Consider the following 24,117-nt stretch of genomic DNA (forward strand, 5'->3'; position numbering starts at 1 on the left):
ATATCACTTCAAATCCCTTTATTATATTATTACTTATTCGATTTATTGAACAGAAGCTGCATCTTCAAGCTTCACCTCGGGATATATCTCTTCTAACATAGTTTCTATTTCTTTTGCATTATCATTTTGTCCCATAGCCTTATAAATCTTATATATCAATTTATAAGTATCTACATCCGTCCTATCAATATTAAACGCGTTGCTTACAATTGATAATGCTTCATTGTACAAATTTTGTTTAAGTGCTTTATCAGCAAGATATCTATAAACTTCTGGATTTTGACAGTTTAAATCAGCAGCCTTTATATATGCTTCAACAGCTAAATCCTCTAGACCGTAATTTATCATCATCTGCCCATATCTCTCATATTCTTCCCTTGCAAACCTACCAACATATAAGCTTAATACTTCATTATATAAATCAAATTCTTTAAGCTTTAAAAGCAAGTCGAGCAGATTAAAATAGCTGTCTTTAACTTCATCAAATTTTGCCTTCATCTCCCCAACTATCGTCATATATAGCTTTTTATCAGATGAATCAGATATCTTCCAGAGCAAACCCTTAGCCTTATTAATATCCTTTAATATAATGTAGCACAAGGCTTCACGATAATTGGCCTCTTCCTTGGCTTTGCCATATTCCAACTCAAAATGCTTTATTGCATTTTCATAGTCTTTTAAGCCCATATAAATTATTCCTCTCAGATTATTAAGCCCTTCAACCTCAATATTTATATTGTCAGTATATTGTTTTGCAATATCAAATCTTCCAATATTAATATAAAGTCTTGCCATTATTGCAAAATTTACAGGTGACTTTGTATCAACATGTTTATTAAAAAAATCATAGACTGCTTCAGCTTCTTCATTTCTTACAAACATGTCAAAAAGTCTTATAAATACTTCCTGATAATTCGGATTTTCTTTTAATATTTCCATATATTCTTTTACCGCATCATTTAATCTTCCAAGCTTCTCATAGCAAAGAGCTATCATGTATCTTGCCCTGTAGCTGCCTGTACCACCCATTGTTATAAATATACCTTTATAATCCCCCATTGCAACACATTCTTTAAACATCTCAATCGCTTTTTCATAGCGCCTCTGATCAATGTATATCATGCCTTCAAGAAATTTGAAATCAGGTATATTGGTATAATACGCCTTTGCATCATTTATGATTCTCAATGCAGTGTCATAATCTTTCAATGCTGAATATGTAGCTATCAAATATCTTATTAGCCTCGTTGCGGCATATGAATTTACATCCATGCCTTTTGTCGCTATCAAAAGATGCTTCAATGCCTTGTGATAATCACCGGCATTAAAATATTCTACCGCAAGATTGCCTTGCTGGAATTTATCATCTGGATGCTCCTGAAGATATTTTGAAATAAGATTAATATATCTCTCTGTTTTATTCTTCTCAATTCTTATTTCGGACAAATATCCGTAATGCAGTATAGTTACATCTGCATTTTTAGATACTGGTACTCTATTTTCTTCAATATTTCTCAAATTCTCATGTACAGGATAAATATATTTAAGCTTGCCGTTATTTCTGAACAACCTTAAATTGTAATGAATTTCAGTCAAGCCGTTACTTGAATTTGTACCGGCATAATTTACAAACTTTAATATATACGCCTCGACCGTATCATCATTCAAGAGCAGTCTTATCTTACCGACATCCTCTTTTTTAATCTCCTCATCAGCATCAAGGAATAATATCCAGTCAGATGTAGCATTTTCTATAGCAATGTTTCTGGCTTTACTGAAATCATCCTCCCATTTCGCATTTATAACTTTGGCACCAAAGCTTTCGGCGATCTCCACCGTCTTGTCTTTTGAGCCTGTATCCACCACAACTATCTCATCCACAATATCTTTAACGCTGTTTATGCATCTGGCAATGTTTTTCTCTTCATCCTTGGTAATAAGGCAGAGGGAGAGAGTGGATGGAACTTTTTCACATGCTACAACTACGTATTGAAATGCATCACCTTCATTTTTATAATTGTAGGAATAACCTAATATTCTTGAAATATTGTCTAGATAATATAATAATGTATTATCTCTTGATGACTCGATTCCTGAAACTAATTTTGTAACATCTTTTATATAAAATCCAGCATCATCAAACATCTTTTTGATCGATTCATATGTAAAAAATCTCAAATGTGTCCTATCTAATAATCCCGCATCTGCATATTCCCATTTTCCGGATAAAAGACCTTTTATAATACTGATATTGTTTATATTCGAAATGCTTGTAACAATAATACCATTCTTACTTAATAACCTTTTTATCTTTTTTATAAACTCCCATGGAATATGCATATGCTCTAATACATTGCCTAAGATCACTACATCATAATAATTTTCTTCAAGTTCATTGACTATTTGTTCAGCATCTCCTATATATACCTTATCTAATAGCATTGATGCTATTTTGGCTACACTTTCATTTATTTCTATACCATGTACCTCAATATCTTTATTATGATTTTTTAATTCGAGTCCTAATGCACCTAATCCACATCCAATATCTAATAAGTGTTTTGTTTTTACAGGAATCTTTGAAACAATAACAGAATTAGAGTTTCCAAAATAACCAAAGTTGAACTTCCATTTATTTTTAAAATATTTGAAATTATCTTCCATTATTTTTTTATAATCTAACTCATTATTTCTAAATGTCACACTGCCATAATGAAAAATAAACGTAGATTCTAACATATAAAGAGATTTACCATTTAAAATAATCCTTAGGCAAAGATCATCATCTTCAAAATTTCCAATGCCAAAATTTTCATCCAATAAGCCAATTTGATCTAATAATTGTCTTCTAATCAACATGCAAAAACCAACTAACCTTAGTACCTTTTTATATTTTAAATCACTGTTATTATATTTTTCTGCAAACTTATGAATATCTTCAATTGTCTTTAAATCTACATTGATTTTTTGCATACCCGATATATTATTTGTAACAGGACCTACAATACCTGCATCTTCATGATTATTCATAAAGTCCACCAAATTACGGAGCCAATTTTTTGTGACTATCGTATCATTATTTAGTAATACAATAAATTCTCCTTTGGAAACATCGATGCCCTGGTTGCACCCCTTAGCAAATCCTAAGTTTTCGCCATTCTTAATTAGTGTGATATCATTTTGCTTTTCAAGATAATCTACAGTTCCATCGGTAGAACCATTATCAACAACAATAATTTCATAAGGTACATCTGTATATTTGCGTATACTGTCAAGACATTGTTTTGTGTAATCCAGTTGATTATAAGTCAATATAATAATACTACAAAGCCCTTTAATCATAGTTTTCTCCTTCCATCAAGTCTAATTTTAATCACTGCTCAATATATTTAAATATATATTTTCCAGTTGCTTTGCTTCATCTTCAGGTGTAGGTATACTTGTATTTATTGCCCCTTCCTTTAATTTATCAATTAAAGATTTGTCCTTTAATACCATCATTACCTTTTGCTTCAAACCTTGAAAATCTCCAGTTTTAAAAACTAAACCGTTGTACCCGTCTTTAACTATATCTGCAATTCCATATATATCTGAAACTATTGAAGGAATACCCACATACAACAGCTCTCTTGTTGTAATTGAATAAGTTTCACTATAAGAAGGCATGATTCCCATATCTTTTTTATCTAATAATAGTGATAAATTTTCCTTCTTATACGGACCCATATATCTTATTTTGCCTTTAGATATAACTTCAACATCTCTAATTTTGCTTTGTAAATCGTCCTCGGCAACACCAAAAATATTTAATGTAAAGTTTTTTTCTAATATTTCTTTATCACTAAATACATCTAAAAGTAAATTGGCTCCTTTAACTTTCGCCATAGTTCCTATATACACAAAATTTATAACATCATTAGTTTTCTTTATCTGTTCTTCTCTCTTTACAGATAAATTAATACCTAGCGGCACTATAAAACTCTTCGTTTTGTCATACTTAATAAATTTACTTATGTATTCCTTCCATTTATCTGTCATAAATAAAATTGCATCATATTTGCTATAGAGATAGTTTATATACTCAAATCTAGCATTTATTTTACATAAATAATTGGATTCATTTCTCAAACGAAAAACATTATTTCTATTATAATTATCCTTTAAAATACATTTAGCGCATTTTATAGGTGTTTCAGGACCATTACAAAGTTCATCTTTGTAAAATGGATGTGTTCTAAAGCATAATTCCTCCATAGCATGTACAAACCTGACCATGGGTAAGCCTATAGCTTCAAAGAGTTCTATAATTTTTGCAGACATAAAAACATAGTCATTTATATGTACAATGTCAGGGCTAAAATCCTTAATAACATCTTCGACTATACTTAAATAATTTCTTATGTTGTATCCAAAATAAGCATCCTCTAAAAAAGTTTGACCCCAACTTAATGAAGGTACTTTATATATAGTAATATTGTTTACGAATTCTTTTATTGGACCAACCGATGTACCTTTGTTAGGTATTAATACAGCCGTTTCATGACCTAATTTTTGCAGTGATCTCATTTCCATATATGTAGCTATAGGAGTACCTGTATATTCATAAGGTGGTATTGAATGGTTGACAAACAATATTCTTAACTTTTGTTTTCTACTTATAGATACTACTTGATTATCGATTTTAATGTCCCTTTTATTACATATAAAAAACATATGTTCAACTTTTTTATAATTGCATTCATTAACTTCCTTAAAATCAAATGTTGAATTTAGCACATCTTTTAAATCAACTACTTCTGTTACAAAAAATTTGTATCTAGTAAACAACTTACTAAAAAACTTTTTGCCTTTTTCTATACTCCAGTTGGCTACATGATCGGAATTTAAATCAGTGCCATGGTATCTCCAATGAGGAATTGAAACAATTAAAAGACCATCATTATTTAACAGTTTTAAAGCATCTTTCACAAATTTCTCCGGTGCTTCCACGTGCTCCAAAGTCTCAAGACTCACAATACAATCAAATTTATATCCTTTATCTCTCAAGCCCTCAAAAGAAGATTTTACATAGCTTACATTTTTCCTTTCAATATTTATTAGATTCGCCAGGGTTACCGCTTCATTGTCAATATCTGCCCCAATAACTTGAGAATTGGGTAGCCCTCCTAAAATAATAGAACCATATCCGCATCCACATCCACAATCTAATATCTTGTATTTTTTGTTATAATTTCCTTTCTCAAAGTCCTCTATTATTTGTCTTATATGAGTATAGTTACAAATAAATTTTATTGTATTCATATAATCATTAAGTCCTACTATTGGTCTTCTTTGTGGATTAATATTGGCCCTTAATACATCTACCTTACTCAATAAGTCGGTAAAAAAAATATCATTAGGTTGACGTATAGACTTCTTACTACTTATAATATTTACTGCTTCTAAATATACTTTATTTAGCGTATTGTTATCTATAGAAATAAGCATTGAGGGTATCTCTATTTCATCATAATCATTCAATGTATTGAGAAATATAGGTACTAATTTATTACTTTTTTCGCTAAATAATAATAAATCAAAGAACATCTGGTTATTCAGTATATGAACATTTACAGAAAAAAGCTCCCAATCGATATTCGGTATTGTGTCGTACAGCTGATATTTATCAAAATTGTTTGACAACTTAAATTTCAAATTCAATATTTTCACCTCATCAATTAATGTTATTTGCTTATTATCTCAAGTATTTTACTTAATCTATTTGTAAATAAATGTTCTTTTATTGTTCTTTGATATGCATTTTCAGCAATTTTATTACGTTCCTCATCATGTCCTAGATAATAATCTATTTTATCAATTAAATCTTTAATATCATCATATACCACTATCTCTTCGCCAATTTTATAAAATCTATCTAAATCTTCTCTATAATCGGTTATCTGAAATCCACCTGCTGCTGATATATCAAAGGTCCTGTTATTAGGAGAGACAGCTTTTATGTTTTGCCTATTTAAACCTAATGTTTTATCATCAAAACTTCTATGAATATTCAAATTAATTTTTGCATTTGAATAATATTTTGCTGCTTCTTCATCAGTAATGACATGTGAAAAAACTTTATCTTTTATATAATCAAAGCATCTTAATTTTTCCCACCATTGACCAATAATCTTTATATTATAATTGCATTTTTTTAAATAATCATATATATTATCAATTACATCCAATCTATTTTTAAATGCTGATCCTATTATACAAATATCAGAACTATATCTATTATCGATAACCTTTTTAAAAGCATTATCGTTACTTCCAAGTGGAAGATAAAATGCATTTTGCGTGTGCCTTTTATATATATCTATAACATAATTTTCTGTATTAAAGATATAATCATAATTTAAAGCATATTTTAAACTACTGTCAATTTCATAAGGATCATCTACCAACCATACTCCTGTTTTATAACCTAATTTTCTAATTTCAATAACTTTATTTACATCCAAATTTAAACCATGTAGTGTAAATATAAAATCTGGATTAAATTGTTCTAATGTCTCATAAAATAGATTATTCTTTATTTCTCTTACTTCAATAGAAATAATTTGTTGACCTAACTTTAAAAAACCATTTATTATACCATAATCTAAATTATTATGAGGCCATGGAAATCCTGAACTAATATATAATATCTTCATCTAATCACCCGGTCTTATATTATTTTATCATTGCACAAATCGCTGGCACTTTCACCAAGAATAAGTCTAACTATATTGTTATAACCTATATCATTATTTCTTACTAACTCTTGGAACTCCAAAAACTCGGAGTAATATTTTCTCTTTAGATCTCTAACATCTCTTTGCATTTCATTATAAAGTTCTTTGTATCGAATTCCTAAATGAACTCTTTCAAGAATGATTCTAAATAAATCTCTGTATATTAAAGAAAATTTTGTGTAAATAAAATAATTATCTTTATACTTTTGAATAATTTCAATTAATTCATTCATAAAGTTCTTATGTCTTAATTTGAAATTTAATATAGACATATTAGCTACTAAAACTTGGCTAAAGCTTGATACTGCACCCATAACATTTACCTCCCCATAAAGTAAATCTTATATGTAATCTAAACACTCTTTTAATACATCTTCCCAATGTTGCATTTTATAATTAAACCTTTGTCTCAACATATAATTATCAAGAACAGAATTTTTTAACCCTTTTGCTGGTGCATTATAATCTGTCAAATTTATGTCATCAACATGGTACAACTTGAGCCATTTCCTCCTGCCATATAATTCCTTTCATATAATCACCACTCATATAGTTTATCCGTTTATATGTATCGGCAAATTTTTCGCAAAATTAAGTAGAAAAATAAAAATTACGCGTTTATATTCGGATGCGGCATATTAGGTAATCTATTTAATCAGGCACCACCTTTCTAAATTAGTATAGTATCAAATTTAAATTTTTTAACAAAAATTTGACTTTTATTTTTTAAATATATTATAATAGAAAAAACGTATGTTCGAAAGTTGGTGCTATTATGGATAAAATGGAATATCTACAAAAATATTATCCTAATACAGATAATAAAATTTTAGCAAATTATCTCGGTATATCTGAGCAATCTGTCAGAAGATTGGCATCAAAAAATAATATATAGAAAAGTACAGAATACATAAAAAAGCAGCATGAATTACTTTTAAAAGTGAAAGAAGCAAAATACCTTTCACTTATTCCGAATATACGACCAACTAATTATCAATTAAATATAATTGTCGGTAGTATTTTGGGTGATGGAAATTTATCATACGCGCCGAGAAGTAGGAATGCTTATTATAGAGAGCATTTTTGCCAACAGCAATATGAATATAGACTGTGGAAATGTACACAGTTAAAAGATTTAGGCTTTAAGATAAATAAAAATAATACTCTGCAATCAATATCTCATCCAATATTCTCAAATTTATATGAAAAATTTTATATTGATAATCGAAAAACCATTACTTATAATAATATTAAATTTCTTAATGATGCAGTAGGTCTTGCATGTTTTTATATGGATGATTGTAGCCTAGTAATTTCAAAAAATAAAAAGCCTAATATAACTGTTAATCCTATTATAACATTATATACCTTAAACTTCTATGAAAAAGAAAATATTATTTTACAAGAACATATTTATAAAACTTTTAATGTTAAATTCAATTTAAAAGAGCATCCAGATGGTAAAAAATATATTTTAACAATTGGAAAAAGAGAAGAGGTCTTTAATTTTACAGATATTGTAAAACCATATGCTTGTCAAATATCCTGTATGGATTATAAATGGAATATTGATAAAAGAATTATTGAAGAATGTAAAAAGGATAATAGAATAAATTTAAGTAATTTTTACAATAGAAAATTCTTATCATATACAAATGATGATATAAGTAAAATTATTGATTTGAAAAATAATGGTTACTCCGATAGAGAAATTGCTAATAAGTTAAATAGATCATATTGGGGTATCGTATGGAAAATAAGAGATCTAAAAAAGAAAGATAAGATTTAAGGGAGGCAAAGCCTCCCTTATTGTTATCTGAGTAATTGTAAAACTGTCTGTGGTTGTTGATTTGCCTGAGCTCTTCCAGGCCGGTCCCTTTCGGATACCGAATAGATCATATCTTCATCCTATCTATCGTTTGATAGGAGCCGGGCACTTCGGGTTAATCCCTACGGACTTCATCACCAAGGGCTTTATGCCTTTAGGTGGTATGTCCTGATCGTTGAACCTTCTCCAACCTTTCAGTACAGGAGCTTGGCTGCTGATTGCCCATATCCTTACACTTTTCAACCTATCACGCTTATCCTTTCGGATTACGTTGTAGGGTGCGAGGCTCTAAGGGTTTCCCAGCAATTCACCCGGTAGTAATCCTGAAAATTACTCTTCAGGACGCCTGTGCGAAACGGCTTATGCAGCCATTTCCTCAAGCATTGCTGTCGCTGCCTGATTCAGTATGTTGTCTTTTGTGAATTCCATCATCTCTTTAGCCATATCAACATCTCTTATACGTGACTCTGCAGCTGTTAAGTTTTCTGATGCTGTGCCAAGGTTGTTTATAGTGTGTTCAAGTCTGTTTTGAAGTGCACCAAGACTACCTCTTTGTGCTGATACTGCATTTATCGCATTATCAATAGCACTTAAATCACTTGCTATTGAAGCTGTGTCATAGCAAGATGAAACCGCTAATAATGTTCCACTTATAGCGCCAGTATTGTCAACACTAACTGATAATGCACCTACTGTTAAAATAGAAGCAGATGACATATTGCTAATTGATAACTGAACTGTTTGATTTCCATTTGCACCAATTTGGAATGTTAAAGCCGAAGTTCCACTAATTGTTCCATCTAATAAATTCTTAGTATTAAATTGAGTTTGGCCTGATATTCTATTAATTTCTGCCGCTAACTGTCCTAATTCAGATTGAATATTTTTTAAATCATCTGGAGTATTAGTACTATTTCCAGCTTGTACAACAAGTTCTCTCATTCTTTGTAGTATTGATGAAGTCTCATTTAATGCACCTTCTGCTGTCTGAATTAGTGATATACCGTCTTGTGCATTTCTTTGTGCCATGTTAAGACCGTTGATCTGGCCTCTCATTTTCTCTGATATAGCAAGACCTGCTGCATCGTCACCAGCTCTATTGATTCTGTAGCCTGATGAAAGTTTCTCTAAAGATTTCTGTGTGTTTGTGTTATTAATGGAAAGTGCTCTCCATGCATTTAAAGCACTTATGTTGTGGTTTATTATCATTTTTCCTTCCTCCTTGAATTTTTATTCGGCATCCCTGCCATTAATGATTTGATTTGGTTTTTCTCATATGATTTTATCTTTTGTTTAAGATACTCAACAGCTGGCCAACTGCTTATCATTTGTTACACTATATATATCGATATGTTTTTATATTAGTTTAGTCTTTTTTGATAAAATTTTCTATCTGCCTTAATGTTACTTTATTTATATTTATGGCTTTTTTGTTTTCATCCCTAACTTCTAAGAGTTCTTTTCTTACTATGGAAAGATTTTTTGGTGCAGTTATTCCTATGCTTATGTTTTCACTATCAATGCTTAATATTTTTATCTCAATGTCATCCCCTATAATCAATGATTGACCGATCTTACGAGTGAGTATGAGCATTTTTCAGTTCCTCCAGTATAGGATGTTTTATCATATATCTATCATCATCAAGTACAAGCTGCACAGCTTTATTGTTTTTGGCATTTATGATTACAGGGGCTTTTAAGTTTGCTGTCATCTTTTTTATCTCTTCTGGTATTACAACGATCACATATGTAAGGATATGATTTATGTCTTCTATTTCAAGGGATTTTATTGTACCTTCATCAAGATTTACGGCATAATCTGGTTTTATTACCTTTGGGTCAAGTATAACAAAGGCTATATTTGCATCATCGAGGGACTGCAGCCATTTGAATGGGGTATCCTCATCGGTGCTTAACAGAATAAAGTCTTTGAATCCCTCGAAACCTGGTATTCCATCATCAAAGTGGATTATATCCTCGGAATTGTACTGGACTTGTCCAAAGTTTTTTGTGGATATTTGCATTTTGTTGCCTCGCTTTCTTTTATAGGATAAATTCTATGGTCACTATTTAAGAATCTGAGATCCTTCGCTTTTGCTCTGAATGAAAAAGAGGATCATATTGATCGGTTAAAGTTCTTACCGACGTAGTCTATCTTTATTGAGGGATACTGGATCATGTATATGTTGATACTACCGGGTATAGCCTTGATTTCTGGTTTATGCGGTATTGCATTTATTTCTACTCCGCCCTCAATCCAGTTTATATTCAAATATCCATCAAACCAAATTTTTGGTCTTGATTTTGGCATAAGATCTACATTGAAATTTGTATCCTGGATTCCCGCTTCTTGTGCGAGCTCTGTAATAACATCCTGATGGTTTTCTATTGATGCCAATGCATCACCATCATCTACAATTTTGCCTATTGCCTCAAGACCGATTTCAGCACTTTTTCCTGCTTCATCGTGGTTTAAGTCGAATATGCTTTTTAAACCGGATTCATAGAAACACTGATACTGGTCAATGTGTACTTGTGGAAGCTTATGGTCTATCTCCATTTTTGCTGGTACTTGTTTTATATCAAGGTCTGCATTTTTGTTATTTATATTAATTTCGGCAGGAGTAGTATCGATACCTATCCTGCCGTATGTTTGATGTATTGATATGTTCATGATTTCCTCCATTATGGTTAAGGATTAACAATAGTATCCCTTTTGGGCCAGAGATTCATCGCTTTCGCTCTGAATGACAATGGAAAAGCACTATTTTAAGAAGTCGATAAGTGAAGGCTCAATTATTCTCGCACCTGCTGCAAGAGAAGCTCTATAGACATTTTCGTCCATCTTTAGGTTTGTTATAACTTGAGCCATATCTGCATCTTCATTTTTTGAAAGAAGTGTTGTAAAGTTATAATTGTCGCTTTGTAGCCTATTTTTGGTCAAATCAAGTCTATTTGATTTGGCACCTGCATCTGCTCTTATTGAAAGTACATTTTCAAGCTCTTTATCAATATCAGCAATGGTATTGCTCACGGCTTGATGATCACCACTATTTAATGCATTTTTAAGATTATCCATCATATTTAAAAGCTGTGATGTGCCACTTGATACATCAAATACTTTATCACCAGTTACATTAATCTGCATTTTATTACCGCCTGCACCTACTTCAAATTTTATTGTTCCATTGTCTCCGCTATATGTATTTGATGTTTCATTAAATGGCTGTGTATCTGTCTTAAATCCTGCGAATATGTATCTACCGTTGTACTGGGTATTCCCCACCTGTATCATTTGCTTTTTCAGTTGATCTATTTCTGCTGCTATATTCTGCATATCAGTTTGTGTCAATGTACCATTAGAACCTTGTACAGCAAGGTCTCTCGTTCTTTGCAATAAGTCACCTATCTGGCCAAGTGATGAATCAGTAAGATCAAGCCATGATTTTGCATCATCGACGTTTTTTGTATATGCATCATTTCTTGACATGTCTGTCCTTATCCTAAGGCTATTTGCGACAGCGACAGGGTCATCTGATGGTTTATTAATCCTTTTTCCTGATGCCAACATGTCCTGGTCTTTTTGCATGCGTTCAAGGTTATTGTTGTAGTCGTTCATGAAGTTCATAATAAGCATGTTATTCGTTACGCGCACTTTTTACACCTACCTTCCCACTACACCCATTCTATTTATCAATGTATCGAGAAGTTCATCCATTGTTGTAATCATTCTTGCAGATGCTGCATAGGATTTTTGGTACTTTATCATGTTTGTCATCTCTTCATCGAGGGATACTCCTGATACTGATTGTCTATTTAAATCAACCTGTTTTACCATTACATCTTGGTTTTGTTTCATCATATTCGCCTGTTGTGCATCTACGCCAAGATTTGAGATTAGTGAACGGGCAAAATCGTCAAATGATGCGCCATTTAATCCCACAACACCTTGGTCTCTTAATGCGATAAGTTTTATTGCATTTGAGTTATCACCTGGTAATGATGCTGCATCACCCGCAGCAGCTATTTTTTGCAATCCATTATCCGCAAGTATCTCCGATGATACTTTTATATCGTGAGCATATTCTACTGATGGATTATATGATCCTGTAATATTGAAGAAATTTACTCCTGTTGTGTTATCGAGTCCATAACCTACTTTATGCGCAGCATTAAAAACTGTAGCAATATTATATGCTAACATATTCCACTGCTCTTTATAGTATGGTATCCCCTTAATTCCATTTGTTCCGTCTCCGTCACGCATATCTAAAAGCCCTTTTAATATGCCACTTGATGGATTGACATCTGTTCCTGCAAGGTCCCATTTTACTGCGCCTTTTTCATCTACACTCATTGTGTATGCATTGTTTCCATCAACAAGTGCTTGTCCACCAATATCTATTCTGAAATTTTTATTTGAATCTTCATATGTAGTTATATTTACAATTTTTGAAAGTTGGTCAACCAGTAAATTTCTCTGGTCTCTTAAGTCATTGGCCGTCTGTCCTGTGAGTTCAAACCTGTATATTTCATTATTAAGCTTTGATATTCTATCTGCATATGAATTGATTTCACTTACCCGACTTACAATTGTATTATTAAGTTCATTTTCTTTATCATCAAGATGTTGATAAACTGAATTAAGCGTATCTGTTAAAGCAATGCCTCTTTCCCTTACTTCTGCTCTTACAGTCAAACTCTCAGGGTTTTTACTAAGCTCCTGCAGAGAATTAAAAAAGTCATCAAGTACGGTTCTAATACCGCTATCTGATGGTTCATTAAATATAGATTCTATTGCTGACAACGTCTCTGACTTTGTCTCCCATTCACCGAGTGTCTTGTTTTCTCTCCTATACTGCATATCAAGGTACTGATTTCTAATCTGTCTATAACCATCGACATTGACACCATGTCCAATCGCTTTACCCCATTGGTCATACATACCGAATGTTGAAGATGGAGCAATCGCAGACAAATCAATAACTTGTCTTGTATAACCGGGTGTATTGGCATTTGAAATATTATGTCCTGTTAGATCCAGTGCTTGCTGGCTTGCAAAAAGCCCAGTTTTTGCAATTTCTAATCCTTGAAATGTAGACACGATTTTCTCATTCCTTTCACAGCATGAATTATGTGAATATGCTTTTATTAGGAATTCCTATAGGGTCTGAAAATCTTCTCTTTCGTTTAGAATGAAAGTAGAGTATGTATGTACATATTCACATTTTTATGCTTTTTTATCGATTAAGCTGTTATAATGTTTAATGCCGCCTTTATCCCCGTAAATCCCATTATCCTGCTCCAAATTACTTGATATGACCCCAATGGAATAATTAATATATTCGAGTGATTGTTGTAATAACGATTTATTAAGGCTATTTTGTTCTTGAAGTTTTTTTAAGATTTCTGATAAATTTTTACTTACATTTTTAAGATTTTCCCCTTCATCATTTGGCAATAATTTACATAATTTTGTTACAGTAATTTTTTCCCCTTCATCATACTTCTTTAATATTTCTTCTCTTTCTTCTTCGAGCTTTGCAAGTTTCATGAATATATTTCCTTCAACTTTTGTTATGTTATCAAGTTCTGCTATCTTTCCTTGAACTATAATATCCGTCTTTTTCACTGATATTTCAAGTAAATCTTTATATAAAAGCATTTCCCCATTCAATACATCAATAAGGTCATTGATATTCTGCATAATTCATACCATCCTTATATCTTTTTATCTAATATTACCCCTTTAATTATCGCTTTTGCGACATCTTCTGATTTTACATAATATGTGCCTTTATCAATCATTTCTTTTAGGTTTTGTATTTTAGTTTCCCTTGTCTTTTCATAATCTTCAAAGCTCTTTTTTATCTTCGATGCTCCATTTGATATTTCTATTTTATCGAGGCTTTCCGATTTTCTTATAGTCTGCCTCTCGTTATTAGAGTCTTTATATAATTCATAAATATTGTTAATATTATAATTATAAATTTTCAATATTCTCACACCTTTCGTAAATTATATCGACTATTTATAAAATTTCTTTAACTATATTCTCTTTCTATTATTTTTAATTCTATCTCTTAAATATAGCTTATCTTGATCGTCGCTGCCTTCTGTATTAATATTGTTAAATAATCCCTTCCTAAGTGTTTTTTCAATTTCTCTCGAACAGTCTTCGCAATACCTTCCAGATAATATCTGTCTCCCACATCTTTCGCATTTTAGTATAATATTGATGTTTTGTGATCCTAATATAAGCCTTCCTTCTTTTAGAAAGTCCATTATCTTTTTTATTGTCACTTCTGTCGCACGTGATACCTCTATCATTGTTGCTGATGGATTCGCATCAATATAATCCCTAATCTTTTTGAAGTCTTCCTCATCTTTTTTATAGCATTCAGGACATATGTCTATACCATTGTATGTATATAATTTCCCACATCTTTTACAATTTCTTAAATTCATATTTCCACCTCATACATTTCTTCCCGTAGCAATTGTGGCTGTATATACACATATAGCACCACTTTCAATGAGCACTTTTGCACATTCATCAAGAGTAGATCCGGTCGTTAATATGTCGTCAATAAGAAGAATTGTTTTATTTTTTACCATTTCGCTATATACAACTTTAAAAGCTCCTTTTAAATTTTTGGCTCTTTCTTCTTTATTTAAAGCAGTCTGTGATCTAGTGTTTTTTATACGCCTAATAGGTTTTGACAATATTATATCAAACCTATATGATAGTTCTCTTGCGAGTAGTTCTGCCTGATTGTATCCTCTCTCGTCAAGTTTTGTTTTATGGAGTGGTACCGGTACTATGACATCAAATTTTATATCCGTATTAAGCAAATATTTATGCATGTATTTTGCAAAAAACTCAGACAACTGTCTTTCTTTGTAATACTTAAACCTTGCTATTAGTGACTTCATCATATCGTCATATTCAAATACGCTTACATTTCGTTTAAATATATGGTCATTTTCTTTGCAATCAGGACATTTCTCGCCTAATTCTATTGGCTTACCGCATACAATGCATCTATTACCAGTTATAAATGGTAATTTATTCTCGCAGTCTTCACATACACTGCCATCTTTAATTATTTTGCCGCAAAGTATGCAATTTATCTTTGGTGGAAATAGTAAATCGAGAAATATCATAATGCATCCTTCCGATCTGTCTATTTAATATTTATATCGGCATATTTTTTAATATTTTAAATCATTTATTTGTGATTCATCATTTCACTCTGAAGGACAAATATATCAATTTTCCACCATAAAGCTTAATGCTTTTCTTAGTTTTGGCAAAAGACCCGAATATCTTTTTGATATTAGGTTATTATCTACCATATGTTTTAAATATTTTTCTTGTCCTACAATTACAACTAATTTTTTGGCTCTTGTTACAGCTGTATACAAAAGATTTCTCGTCAATAGCATTGGTGGGCCAAAGCTCATAGGCATTATTACGGCAGGAAATTCGCTTCCCTGGCTTTTATGAACCGTAACACAATATGAAAGATTTAGCTCATCTATATCAGAAAAATCGTATTTTACATATTTATCATCGTCAAAATATACGTTTAGTTCCTGTGCATCATTGTCGATAGACTCTATAACTCCCATGTCCCCATTGAAAACCCCTTCACCTTTTTCATCACCTTTTACCCATTTCATCTTGTAATTATTTTTTATTTGCATAACTCTATCGCCAACCCTAAATATAAAGTCTTTCATAGGTTTTTCATTTAATCCTTTTTTTGGTGGGTTAAGGCATTTTTGAAGTTCGTTATTGAGGTTTACAACGCCTATAAGCCCCTTTCTCATAGGGCTTAATACTTGTATGTCTGACATGGGATCAAAACCGTATGCATCAGGAAGTCTCCTTTTATTAAGGTCCAGAATAATTTTTAAGATATCTTCTTGGCTATTTGCATTTATAAAGAAAAAATCATTTTCTTTATCATTGAATGTAGGGTACTCTCCATTGTTTATCTTGTGGGCATTGACAACTATAAGGCTTTCTTTCCCCTGGCGAAAAATTTCCTTTAACCTTATTACTTTTACTAAACCACTGTCTATTATATCCCTCAATACATTCCCGGCACCTACTGATGGCAATTGATCAACATCTCCGACAAGTATTAGCCTCGAGCTTAAAGGAATAGCCTTTAAAAGAGCATTCATTAAGAGAATATCTATCATAGATGCTTCATCGATTATTATTACATCTTCTGTTATTGGATCTTTGTCATCTTTGCCAAATCCTCTTCCTTCTTCATCCGAATAGGAATATTCAAGTAATCGGTGTATTGTTTTTGCTTCATAACCTGTAGCTTCACTCATTCTTTTTGCAGCTCTTCCTGTAGGAGCTGCCAAAGCTACTGATTTACCAAACTTTTTAAAAAGTTTTATGATAAAGTTTATAATTGTCGTTTTCCCTGTCCCAGGACCACCTGTTATAATAAGTATAGAATTCTTTATAGATTCTTCTACTGCGATTTTTTGATTTTCAGCTAATCTTATTCCCATCTCGTTTTCTATTTTCGATATTTCTTTTTTTATATCGATGTCGCCTGGTTTTACATCTGTCAATGTCATCTTCATTATTTTATCGGCAGTATTTGTTTCTGCAGTATAATATGGAATGTAATAAACGCCATGTGATCCATCTTCAAATGTTTCAAACATAGCCTTTCCGTTTTGTACTAATAATACAAGGGAATCATTTACTTCATCCTCAGTTACATCGAGTAATCTTGCAGTCTCTTTTGCAAGCAAATCCATAGGTACGTATGTATGGCCATTTGCGGCGTATTGCATCAAAACATATCTCGCACCAGAAGATATCCTATATGCTGAATGTGCATCGACACCCATACTAGATGCAATCTTGTCAGCAGTACGAAATCCGATGCCAAATATCTCATCAGATAGCCTATACGGATTTTGCTTTATTAGGTTTATTGAATCGTCTCCGTATTGTTTATATATCTTTATGGCATTTGTAGTAGATATGCCATAGCCTTGCAAAAATACCATTACTTCACGAAGTCCCTTTTGCTTCTCATAGGATTCTGATATCATTTTGACTCTTTCATCGCCTATACCCGGTATTTCTGTAAGCCTTTCAGGATGTGTCTCTATTATATTAAGTGATTCAAGACCGAATTTTGTAACTATCTTTTTAGCCATAACAGGTCCTATGCCTCTTATAAGGCCTGATGAGAGAAACCTTTCCATGCCATAAAGCGTTGCGGGTGCAACCATTTCATATTTTGAAACCTTAATCTGCTCACCATAATCTGGGTGTGTTGTCCATTCGCCTTCAATTTTTAAAGTCTCACCGATACCGACATATGGCATATATCCAACTACAGTAATGGAGTCTTCTTTCGAATTTATTTCAAGTACTGCATATCCATTTTGATCATTCTTATATATTATTTCTTCAACCGTACCTTCTATTTCAACCATGTTTATCTCCTGCTTCTCAGTTTTTCGATTTCTATCAATTAATATTGTACATTATTTTAGTCATTATTTGAAGTATAAATCACATCTTTTCGATTCTAAATTTTATCTTGACTAATTCTTCGTATATAAGTGCGATATCCGCTTTTGTTGCAGGAAGATTATACATCGCCTTATCATTAATATTATTTAACGACTTTAAATTAGTAAAAAATGTTTTCATCATAGAAGCATTTCTCATATGTCTTTCTATCGATGCCTTTTTTTGTAGTATCTGTATGCTTGTATTACCAATATAAATCGTACAAAAGGCACCATTTTCGATGATTTTACTTATTTTCTCAAAATATACATATCCATATGCCGTATCTTTCTCCACTCTAGGTATCCTTGCTTTTAATTGTATTAAAGTGAAATCCTGTGCAAGTGGAATTGGGAAGGCATTTCTTATTCCAAGGCTTTTTGCGTACTTTTCCCTTATTGCGTTTATATCAACTGCATATTTCTTTAATGTCTTATTTAAACAGCTTTTTACCCTACATTTTATATATGTAGTTTTGCCATCAATATTAATTAGCTCTGTTCCATTTCCATATTCATCTAAATAAACAGGTAAAATTGCAAGATATATATCAGGTATTTCAATGCCTCTCATTTTCATTTCTCCTTTTATACGAACATTAGTTCCTATTTATATTATAAAGGAAATTTTGTTTTAGTCAAGATCTCGGTATATTTTAAATCCTTACAACACTTTTCTGAATTTTTTTTTTTTTTTTTTTTTTTTTTTTTTTTTTTTTTTTTTTTTTTTTTTTTTTTTTTTTTTTTTTTTTTTGAAATTTTGTAACATATCTGCCATAATTTGACTATTAACTCGATTTATGTTATATTAATAAAAACAGTGTCGAAAAGAGGAAAAAAGAGTTATGAATCATTATACAGAAAATAAAATTATATTACATCTTTTAAATGCTTTAAAAAATTATCATATTGAAACATATCTACATAGTATCAGAGTTGCAAAATTATCCTTTAAGGTATCTAAAATTATTCAATTAGAAAGAAGTGAACAACTTTATATTTATAAGGGTGGTTTACTGCACGATATAGGAAAGACAATGATACCAATTACTATTTTGACAAAACCAGAAAAACTTACAGATGCTGAATATGACTTAATTAAATTACATTCTGATTATGGTGCTAATATACTAAAAACTCTTCCTCCCCTTATTTATTTAGTACCTGCAGTTTTGTATCATCATGAAAGGTTAGATGGTTCAGGGTATCCATATGGTATTAAGCATATTCCTTTCAGTGCTCAAATTATTGCGGTCTGTGATTCTTTTGATGCTATGACAAATGAGAGGTCATATACTAATAAAAAGTTAAAAAACTTCTATGAAGCAATACAAGATTTAAAAAACTCCGGTAAAAAATACAATCAAATTATAGTAACAACTCTCGAAAATATTGTTCTAAATAAAAAGAGTAACAGAATATTTATTATATAAATTTTATTAAAACAGGTGATTTCGATGATTATAAAGGCAAACAGCTTAGAAGAAGCATCTCAAATTGCTATAGATTCATTTGGATCAAAAAAAGATTTCGAAATCTATACCATTTCACCTGCTAAAAAATTATTGGGATTTATTAAACTAAAAGGTACATATAAAGTAGTTTTAAAAAAAATAATTAATGAAAAACAAAATTATATAAAAGATGGGTATATTGAAATATCTTCAGGAAAACTTACAGTTAAAAATCCTGTTAATTGCAGTAACTATGCAAAAATTATTGCCAATAACCCAAATGTCGACATTTACAAAAATAGCATAAAAATGAATGGAATTTTTAAAGTTAAAGAAGAAGATAAAATAGAATTAATATATAATAACATACAACCTTCTGTAGAAATAGATGTAGAGTTATCAAAAGATGAATTAGAAGCAAAATTAATAATTAAAAAAAGCCCTGGTAAAACTTTTTATATAAAAGATGTTCCAAAATGTAAAGTATTAAATCTTAATATGTTTTTGGATTTTAAAGAAATACCTGTTCCAAAAATTGATTTTGACAAGTGCTATAATAAGTTGATTGAGTTAAAAATTATGCCTGATTTTATTGACAAAAAGGCTATATATAATTTGATTAATTCTCCTTATGGTGGTACTTCTATAGTAGCCAAAGGCAAAAAACCAATTAACGGAAAAGATGCTAAAGTACAATATTACTTTAAAAACCATCCCTACCGCAACCCAGAATTTTTAACAGAAAATGATATAAATCTATATGATCATACTATCATTCCAACCGTAGAAATTGGTGATTTACTCGCTGTAAAAACATTGCCGCCTTTGCCTGGTATTGATGGCATTACAATAACAGGAAAAATAATCAAAGCTAAACCTGGTAGAGATATTCCTTTTACTTCTGGAAAAGGAACTTCTTATTTAGATAATGGTACAAAAATTATAGCAGTATCCTCTGGCCGACCAATATTAAAAAATGGTGAAATATCTGTTATTCCGATATTGATTATTTCTAATAATGTAAGTACTGAAACAGGAAATATATATTTTGATGGCGATGTTATAATAAAAGGTGACGTTCTTGATAATATGAAAGTAATTTCAGAAGGAGATATTATTATATATGGAAATGCCTTACATTGCACTATTAAGGCAAGTGGCAATATTAAAATTTTAAGCAACGCTATTAATAGTAAGATAATTGCTGGTTCAAATATATTGATACATACCACAATATCACCGGCATTTGAATCTATTTTGAGTTATTTAGGAGAAATTATTAAAAGTCTTGGCTCTTTAAAAGATTTTAATTATATTAAAAAAAGAGCTTTATTTATAAAAATAATATCTGATTATAGCTCTAAAGTTTTATCAAAAATTGATGAAATTGAAAATATAATAGGTTTATTAGAAAGCGAAGAAAAAAAAGAAATATCACTGTTTGTCAAAAAAATAAAAATAACATTTTTTAGCATAAGTAATTTTGTACCTGATTCTGCACTTTTAAAACTAAACACGCTCTACAAAGAGCTTGATAATTTTATTTTATTATTAAAAAATTCATATAGCAAATATGGTAACATAATCTTTAATTATGCTCAAAACTCCCTAATTTTATCAAATGGAAGTGTTTATGCTACCGGCAATGGTTCTTTTCAAAGCAAAATTATTGCGAAATATTCAATAATATTTCATAAGCCTTCAAGTATTGTAAGAGGAGGATTATTAATAGCCGGTAAAAAAATGAAATTGGGTATTGTAGGCTCACCTGCAGGTATTCCAACATATTGTAAAGTTATTGATAAGAACGGAAAAATTAGTACAAGTTTTTGTTATGATAATGCAACAATTAAAATCGATCATAATACAAAAGTATACAATAATCAAAAATAAAAATCTTTAGAACTATTAAAACATAATGCTTTTATTATCATAAAAAATGTGATATAATAAAGTTAGCGAAGCGAAATTAAATGCGGTTATAAATATATAAAAAAAACCGAAAGCCCGGAGATTACTTCCGGGCTTAAAATTTATCTATTGAAGGCAAGTTTTTTTAAGATATCTACTTTATCAGTTCTTTCCCAGGTAAGGTCGAGGTCAGTCCTTCCAAAATGGCCATATGCGGCAACTTGTCTATATATAGGCTTTCTTAAATCAAGGTCCCTTATAATTGCAGCTGGTCTTAAATCAAATACTTTCTTTACAATATCAGATATATCTTCATCGGGAATTTTGCCTGTGCCAAATGTATCTATATTTACTTCTAGTGGTGTAGCAACACCTATAGCATATGCTAATTGTACTTCACATTTATCAGCAAGTCCCGCAGCAACTATATTTTTAGCTACATACCTTGCAGCGTATGTTGCTGATCTATCAACCTTTGTAGGGTCTTTGCCTGAAAATGCTCCACCGCCATGTCTCGCATATCCACCATATGTGTCAACTATGATTTTCCTTCCTGTGAGTCCACTGTCACCTTGCGGACCGCCAACTACAAATCTTCCCGTCGGATTTACAAATATCTTTGTATTTTCATCTATCATCTCAGGTGAAACAACGGGTTTTATGACATATTCTTTGATATCCTTCTCTATTTTATCATGATCAACATCTGGTGAGTGCTGTGTCGATACAACTATTGAATCGACCCTTTTGGGTACGTCATCGACATATTCTATTGTTACTTGTGTTTTTCCATCTGGCCTTAAATATTCTAGTGTGCCATTTTTTCTTACTTCTGAAAGTTTTTTCGCAAGTTTATGTGCAAGTGAAATAGGAAGCGGCATTAACTCTGGTGTTTCATTGCAAGCATAACCGAACATCATACCTTGGTCACCTGCACCTTGTTCTTCTATGTCATCATGTGACAAGCCTTTTTTTGCTTCTAATGCTTTGTCAACGCCAAGTGCTATATCCGGTGATTGCTCATCAATGGATGTAAGTACCGAACACGTATCGGCATCAAAGCCATACTTTGCACGAGTATATCCGATATCTTCAATAACCTTTCTAACTATTTTTGGTATGTCAATATAGCATTTTGTAGTTATTTCGCCCATGACCAAAACCATTCCCGTTGTTACAGCTGTTTCACAGGCTATTCTCGCATATGGATCATTTTGTAATATCTCGTCAACAATTGCATCTGATATCTGATCGCATATTTTATCTGGGTGCCCTTCAGTAACAGATTCTGAAGTAAAAAACTTTCTCATCTCATTCATTCCTTTCTTTTAGGGTTCAATAATACGAACACTTACATTTCTATATGGTTTTTAGGTTTTAATAATTGAAAGCCTATATTTTTAATTAATAAGCCCAGAGCAAAATAAAACCTCTCCAAAAGAAGAGGTATTTTTTACCCTCATCTTTCAGAAGAAAACTTCTGCGAGAATTAGCACCTTGTCATTTGACAGGTTGCCGGGCTTCACAGGGCTCTTCCCTCCACCTCTCTTGATAAGAGTTCTTCGCTATTTAACTTTAAATATAATAACATAGTATACAAAAGAAGTCAAATATATAATCAATACATATCATATGTGAATGGTTGATATTAATTCAAATTAGTAAATTGATGATATTCAATATCAAGCCGGTTAAAAATCAATATTCACACATTTGATACATTAAATATCCTAATTTTATACTGCATTAAGTTTGTCTAATACTAAGCTTGCCTTAAATGGATATATCGCATCAACAGGACATTTTTCTACACAGGCCATACATGATATACATTTGTTATAATCGATCTTTGCAAGATTATTTGTAACATGTATAGCATCTGATTCACATGCTCTCTCACAGGCTTTGCATCCTATACATCCAACAGAACATACTGGTCTTACATCTTTTCCTTTGTCTGTGTTTGAACATATTACCCTTGCCTCGCTATCTGCATCTACAAGTTCGATGATATTTTTAGGGCATACGTCTACACAAATGCCGCAAGCTGTACATTTATCTTCATAGACAACAGCAACACCATCTTTGCTTACATGTATGGCATCAAAAGGGCATGATTTCTCGCAGGTTCCAAGTCCAAGGCAGCCGTACCGGCATCCTTTTGCACCCTCCTGGTACAGTACCGCAGAACGGCAATCATCTATACCAAAGTATCTATATTTTTCAACTGCATTATTTCTTGTGCCATTGCACTTTACAAAGGCAATAAGTCTTTTTTCATCTATGTCTGCAGCAATACCAAGAATCGCACTTACTTTCTCGGCAACAGGTGCACCACCGACTTTACACCCATTTGCAGGTGCATTGCCAGATGTTACTGCATGTGCAAATCCATCACAACCTGGAAATCCACATGCACCGCAGTTTGCACCTGGAAGAACATTCCTCACTTCTACTTCTTTCGGATCGACTTTTACTTCAAACTTCTTTGATGCATATGCAAGTACTAGCCCAAAAATTAGTCCCATTCCTCCAAGGCTAACAAATGGTAAAAGCAAATATGGTAATATTCCGCTCACATCCT

Annotated in this window: 22 protein-coding genes and 1 riboswitch; of the genes, 3 read left to right on the plus strand and 19 right to left on the minus strand. The window is 31.6% G+C overall.

Annotated elements, in window-relative coordinates:
- Positions 1–42: 42 nt before the first annotated feature.
- The 5 genes from CPG45_RS02990 to CPG45_RS16730 are packed head-to-tail and all read right to left on the minus strand — an operon-like array spanning position 43 to position 7,273.
- Positions 43–3,342, minus strand: coding sequence for a glycosyltransferase (locus CPG45_RS02990; RefSeq protein WP_096230563.1), 3,300 nt, complete (start codon positions 3,340–3,342; stop codon positions 43–45).
- Between the two features lie 27 nt (positions 3,343–3,369).
- Positions 3,370–5,700, minus strand: a complete 2,331-nt coding sequence (locus CPG45_RS02995) for a glycosyltransferase (protein WP_096230564.1) — start codon at positions 5,698–5,700, stop codon at positions 3,370–3,372.
- A 23-nt stretch (positions 5,701–5,723) separates the two neighbouring features.
- Positions 5,724–6,695, minus strand: a complete 972-nt coding sequence (locus tag CPG45_RS03000; RefSeq protein ID WP_096230565.1) for a CgeB family protein — start codon at positions 6,693–6,695, stop codon at positions 5,724–5,726.
- Between the two features lie 14 nt (positions 6,696–6,709).
- Positions 6,710–7,090 carry a hypothetical protein gene (locus CPG45_RS03005; RefSeq protein ID WP_096230566.1) on the minus strand — a complete coding sequence of 127 codons (381 nt, stop codon included), beginning with the start codon at positions 7,088–7,090 and terminating at the stop codon, positions 6,710–6,712.
- Between the two features lie 27 nt (positions 7,091–7,117).
- The gene (locus CPG45_RS16730; protein ID WP_157732316.1) at positions 7,118–7,273 is read right to left on the minus strand and encodes a sugar nucleotide-binding protein; all 156 of its coding nucleotides are present in this window, start codon (positions 7,271–7,273) and stop codon (positions 7,118–7,120) included.
- Between the two features lie 443 nt (positions 7,274–7,716).
- Here CPG45_RS16730 and CPG45_RS03010 point away from each other — a divergent pair, with 443 nt between their 5' ends.
- Positions 7,717–8,565, plus strand: a complete 849-nt coding sequence (locus tag CPG45_RS03010) for an endonuclease (protein WP_231968955.1) — start codon at positions 7,717–7,719, stop codon at positions 8,563–8,565.
- 399 nt (positions 8,566–8,964) lie between these two features.
- Here the strand turns inward: CPG45_RS03010 and hag are convergent, their stop codons facing one another.
- The 12 genes from hag to CPG45_RS03070 form a co-directional block, all read right to left on the minus strand.
- Positions 8,965–9,813, minus strand: coding sequence for a flagellin Hag (gene hag, locus CPG45_RS03015; protein WP_096230567.1), 849 nt, complete (start codon positions 9,811–9,813; stop codon positions 8,965–8,967).
- 157 nt (positions 9,814–9,970) lie between these two features.
- Positions 9,971–10,198: a carbon storage regulator gene (locus CPG45_RS03020; RefSeq protein WP_096230568.1), complete on the minus strand. Its 228-nt coding sequence runs from the start codon at positions 10,196–10,198 to the stop codon at positions 9,971–9,973.
- Entirely contained in the window at positions 10,179–10,628 is a 450-nt protein-coding gene (gene fliW / locus CPG45_RS03025; RefSeq protein WP_096230569.1) for a flagellar assembly protein FliW, read from the minus strand. The genes CPG45_RS03020 and fliW overlap by 20 nt, the downstream gene beginning before the upstream one ends.
- Positions 10,629–10,720: 92 nt before the next feature.
- Entirely contained in the window at positions 10,721–11,278 is a 558-nt protein-coding gene (locus tag CPG45_RS03030) for a DUF6470 family protein (RefSeq protein ID WP_096230570.1), read from the minus strand.
- A 90-nt stretch (positions 11,279–11,368) separates the two neighbouring features.
- Positions 11,369–12,259: a flagellar hook-associated protein FlgL gene (gene flgL, locus CPG45_RS03035; RefSeq protein ID WP_096230571.1), complete on the minus strand. Its 891-nt coding sequence runs from the start codon at positions 12,257–12,259 to the stop codon at positions 11,369–11,371.
- Positions 12,260–12,268: 9 nt separating this feature from the next.
- Positions 12,269–13,708, minus strand: a complete 1,440-nt coding sequence (gene flgK / locus CPG45_RS03040) for a flagellar hook-associated protein FlgK (RefSeq protein ID WP_096230572.1) — start codon at positions 13,706–13,708, stop codon at positions 12,269–12,271.
- Between the two features lie 126 nt (positions 13,709–13,834).
- Entirely contained in the window at positions 13,835–14,311 is a 477-nt protein-coding gene (locus CPG45_RS03045; protein ID WP_096230573.1) for a flagellar protein FlgN, read from the minus strand.
- 14 nt (positions 14,312–14,325) lie between these two features.
- Entirely contained in the window at positions 14,326–14,601 is a 276-nt protein-coding gene (locus CPG45_RS03050) for a flagellar biosynthesis anti-sigma factor FlgM (RefSeq protein ID WP_096230574.1), read from the minus strand.
- A gap of 51 nt (positions 14,602–14,652) precedes the next feature.
- Positions 14,653–15,072, minus strand: coding sequence for a TIGR03826 family flagellar region protein (locus CPG45_RS03055; protein WP_096230575.1), 420 nt, complete (start codon positions 15,070–15,072; stop codon positions 14,653–14,655).
- A gap of 9 nt (positions 15,073–15,081) precedes the next feature.
- On the minus strand, positions 15,082–15,771 hold the full coding sequence (locus CPG45_RS03060) for a ComF family protein (protein WP_096230576.1): 690 nt from the start codon (positions 15,769–15,771) through the stop codon (positions 15,082–15,084).
- 105 nt (positions 15,772–15,876) lie between these two features.
- Positions 15,877–18,090 carry an SF1B family DNA helicase RecD2 gene (gene recD2, locus CPG45_RS03065; RefSeq protein WP_096230577.1) on the minus strand — a complete coding sequence of 738 codons (2,214 nt, stop codon included), beginning with the start codon at positions 18,088–18,090 and terminating at the stop codon, positions 15,877–15,879.
- 79 nt (positions 18,091–18,169) lie between these two features.
- Entirely contained in the window at positions 18,170–18,742 is a 573-nt protein-coding gene (locus CPG45_RS03070; RefSeq protein WP_096230578.1) for a hypothetical protein, read from the minus strand.
- Between the two features lie 271 nt (positions 18,743–19,013).
- On the opposite strand from CPG45_RS03070, the gene CPG45_RS03075 reads away from it, so the two are divergent.
- Together CPG45_RS03075 and CPG45_RS03080 are read left to right on the plus strand one after the other, a co-directional pair.
- The gene (locus CPG45_RS03075; protein WP_096230579.1) at positions 19,014–19,601 is read left to right on the plus strand and encodes an HD-GYP domain-containing protein; all 588 of its coding nucleotides are present in this window, start codon (positions 19,014–19,016) and stop codon (positions 19,599–19,601) included.
- A gap of 24 nt (positions 19,602–19,625) precedes the next feature.
- The gene (locus CPG45_RS03080; protein ID WP_096230580.1) at positions 19,626–21,515 is read left to right on the plus strand and encodes a flagellar assembly protein A; all 1,890 of its coding nucleotides are present in this window, start codon (positions 19,626–19,628) and stop codon (positions 21,513–21,515) included.
- Positions 21,516–21,655: 140 nt separating this feature from the next.
- On the opposite strand, the gene metK is transcribed toward CPG45_RS03080, so the two are convergent.
- Positions 21,656–22,843 carry a methionine adenosyltransferase gene (gene metK, locus CPG45_RS03085; RefSeq protein ID WP_096230581.1) on the minus strand — a complete coding sequence of 396 codons (1,188 nt, stop codon included), beginning with the start codon at positions 22,841–22,843 and terminating at the stop codon, positions 21,656–21,658.
- 146 nt (positions 22,844–22,989) lie between these two features.
- Positions 22,990–23,091: riboswitch (SAM riboswitch) on the minus strand.
- A gap of 178 nt (positions 23,092–23,269) precedes the next feature.
- Entirely contained in the window at positions 23,270–24,112 is an 843-nt protein-coding gene (locus CPG45_RS03090) for an RnfABCDGE type electron transport complex subunit B (protein ID WP_096230582.1), read from the minus strand.
- Positions 24,113–24,117 lie beyond the last annotated feature (5 nt).

It is taken from the genome of Thermoanaerobacterium sp. RBIITD (genome assembly GCF_900205865.1).
GTDB lineage: Bacteria > Bacillota > Thermoanaerobacteria > Thermoanaerobacterales > Thermoanaerobacteraceae > Thermoanaerobacterium.

What these genes read in the sequence shown, in the direction of transcription:
- hag (WP_096230567.1), bottom strand. Translation starts at nt 9,813, where the DNA reads ATGATAATAAACCACAACATAAGTGCTTTAAATGCATGGAGAGCACTT.
- fliW (WP_096230569.1), bottom strand. Translation starts at nt 10,628, where the DNA reads ATGCAAATATCCACAAAAAACTTTGGACAAGTCCAGTACAATTCCGAG.
- CPG45_RS03005 (WP_096230566.1), bottom strand. Translation starts at nt 7,090, where the DNA reads ATGGGTGCAGTATCAAGCTTTAGCCAAGTTTTAGTAGCTAATATGTCT.
- CPG45_RS03055 (WP_096230575.1), bottom strand. Translation starts at nt 15,072, where the DNA reads ATGAATTTAAGAAATTGTAAAAGATGTGGGAAATTATATACATACAAT.
- CPG45_RS03045 (WP_096230573.1), bottom strand. Translation starts at nt 14,311, where the DNA reads ATGCAGAATATCAATGACCTTATTGATGTATTGAATGGGGAAATGCTT.
- CPG45_RS03000 (WP_096230565.1), bottom strand. Translation starts at nt 6,695, where the DNA reads ATGAAGATATTATATATTAGTTCAGGATTTCCATGGCCTCATAATAAT.
- CPG45_RS03070 (WP_096230578.1), bottom strand. Translation starts at nt 18,742, where the DNA reads ATGAGAGGCATTGAAATACCTGATATATATCTTGCAATTTTACCTGTT.
- CPG45_RS03030 (WP_096230570.1), bottom strand. Translation starts at nt 11,278, where the DNA reads ATGAACATATCAATACATCAAACATACGGCAGGATAGGTATCGATACT.
- CPG45_RS03060 (WP_096230576.1), bottom strand. Translation starts at nt 15,771, where the DNA reads ATGATATTTCTCGATTTACTATTTCCACCAAAGATAAATTGCATACTT.
- CPG45_RS03020 (WP_096230568.1), bottom strand. Translation starts at nt 10,198, where the DNA reads ATGCTCATACTCACTCGTAAGATCGGTCAATCATTGATTATAGGGGAT.
- metK (WP_096230581.1), bottom strand. Translation starts at nt 22,843, where the DNA reads ATGAGAAAGTTTTTTACTTCAGAATCTGTTACTGAAGGGCACCCAGAT.
- recD2 (WP_096230577.1), bottom strand. Translation starts at nt 18,090, where the DNA reads ATGGTTGAAATAGAAGGTACGGTTGAAGAAATAATATATAAGAATGAT.
- CPG45_RS02990 (WP_096230563.1), bottom strand. Translation starts at nt 3,342, where the DNA reads ATGATTAAAGGGCTTTGTAGTATTATTATATTGACTTATAATCAACTG.
- CPG45_RS03075 (WP_096230579.1), top strand. Translation starts at nt 19,014, where the DNA reads ATGAATCATTATACAGAAAATAAAATTATATTACATCTTTTAAATGCT.
- CPG45_RS03080 (WP_096230580.1), top strand. Translation starts at nt 19,626, where the DNA reads ATGATTATAAAGGCAAACAGCTTAGAAGAAGCATCTCAAATTGCTATA.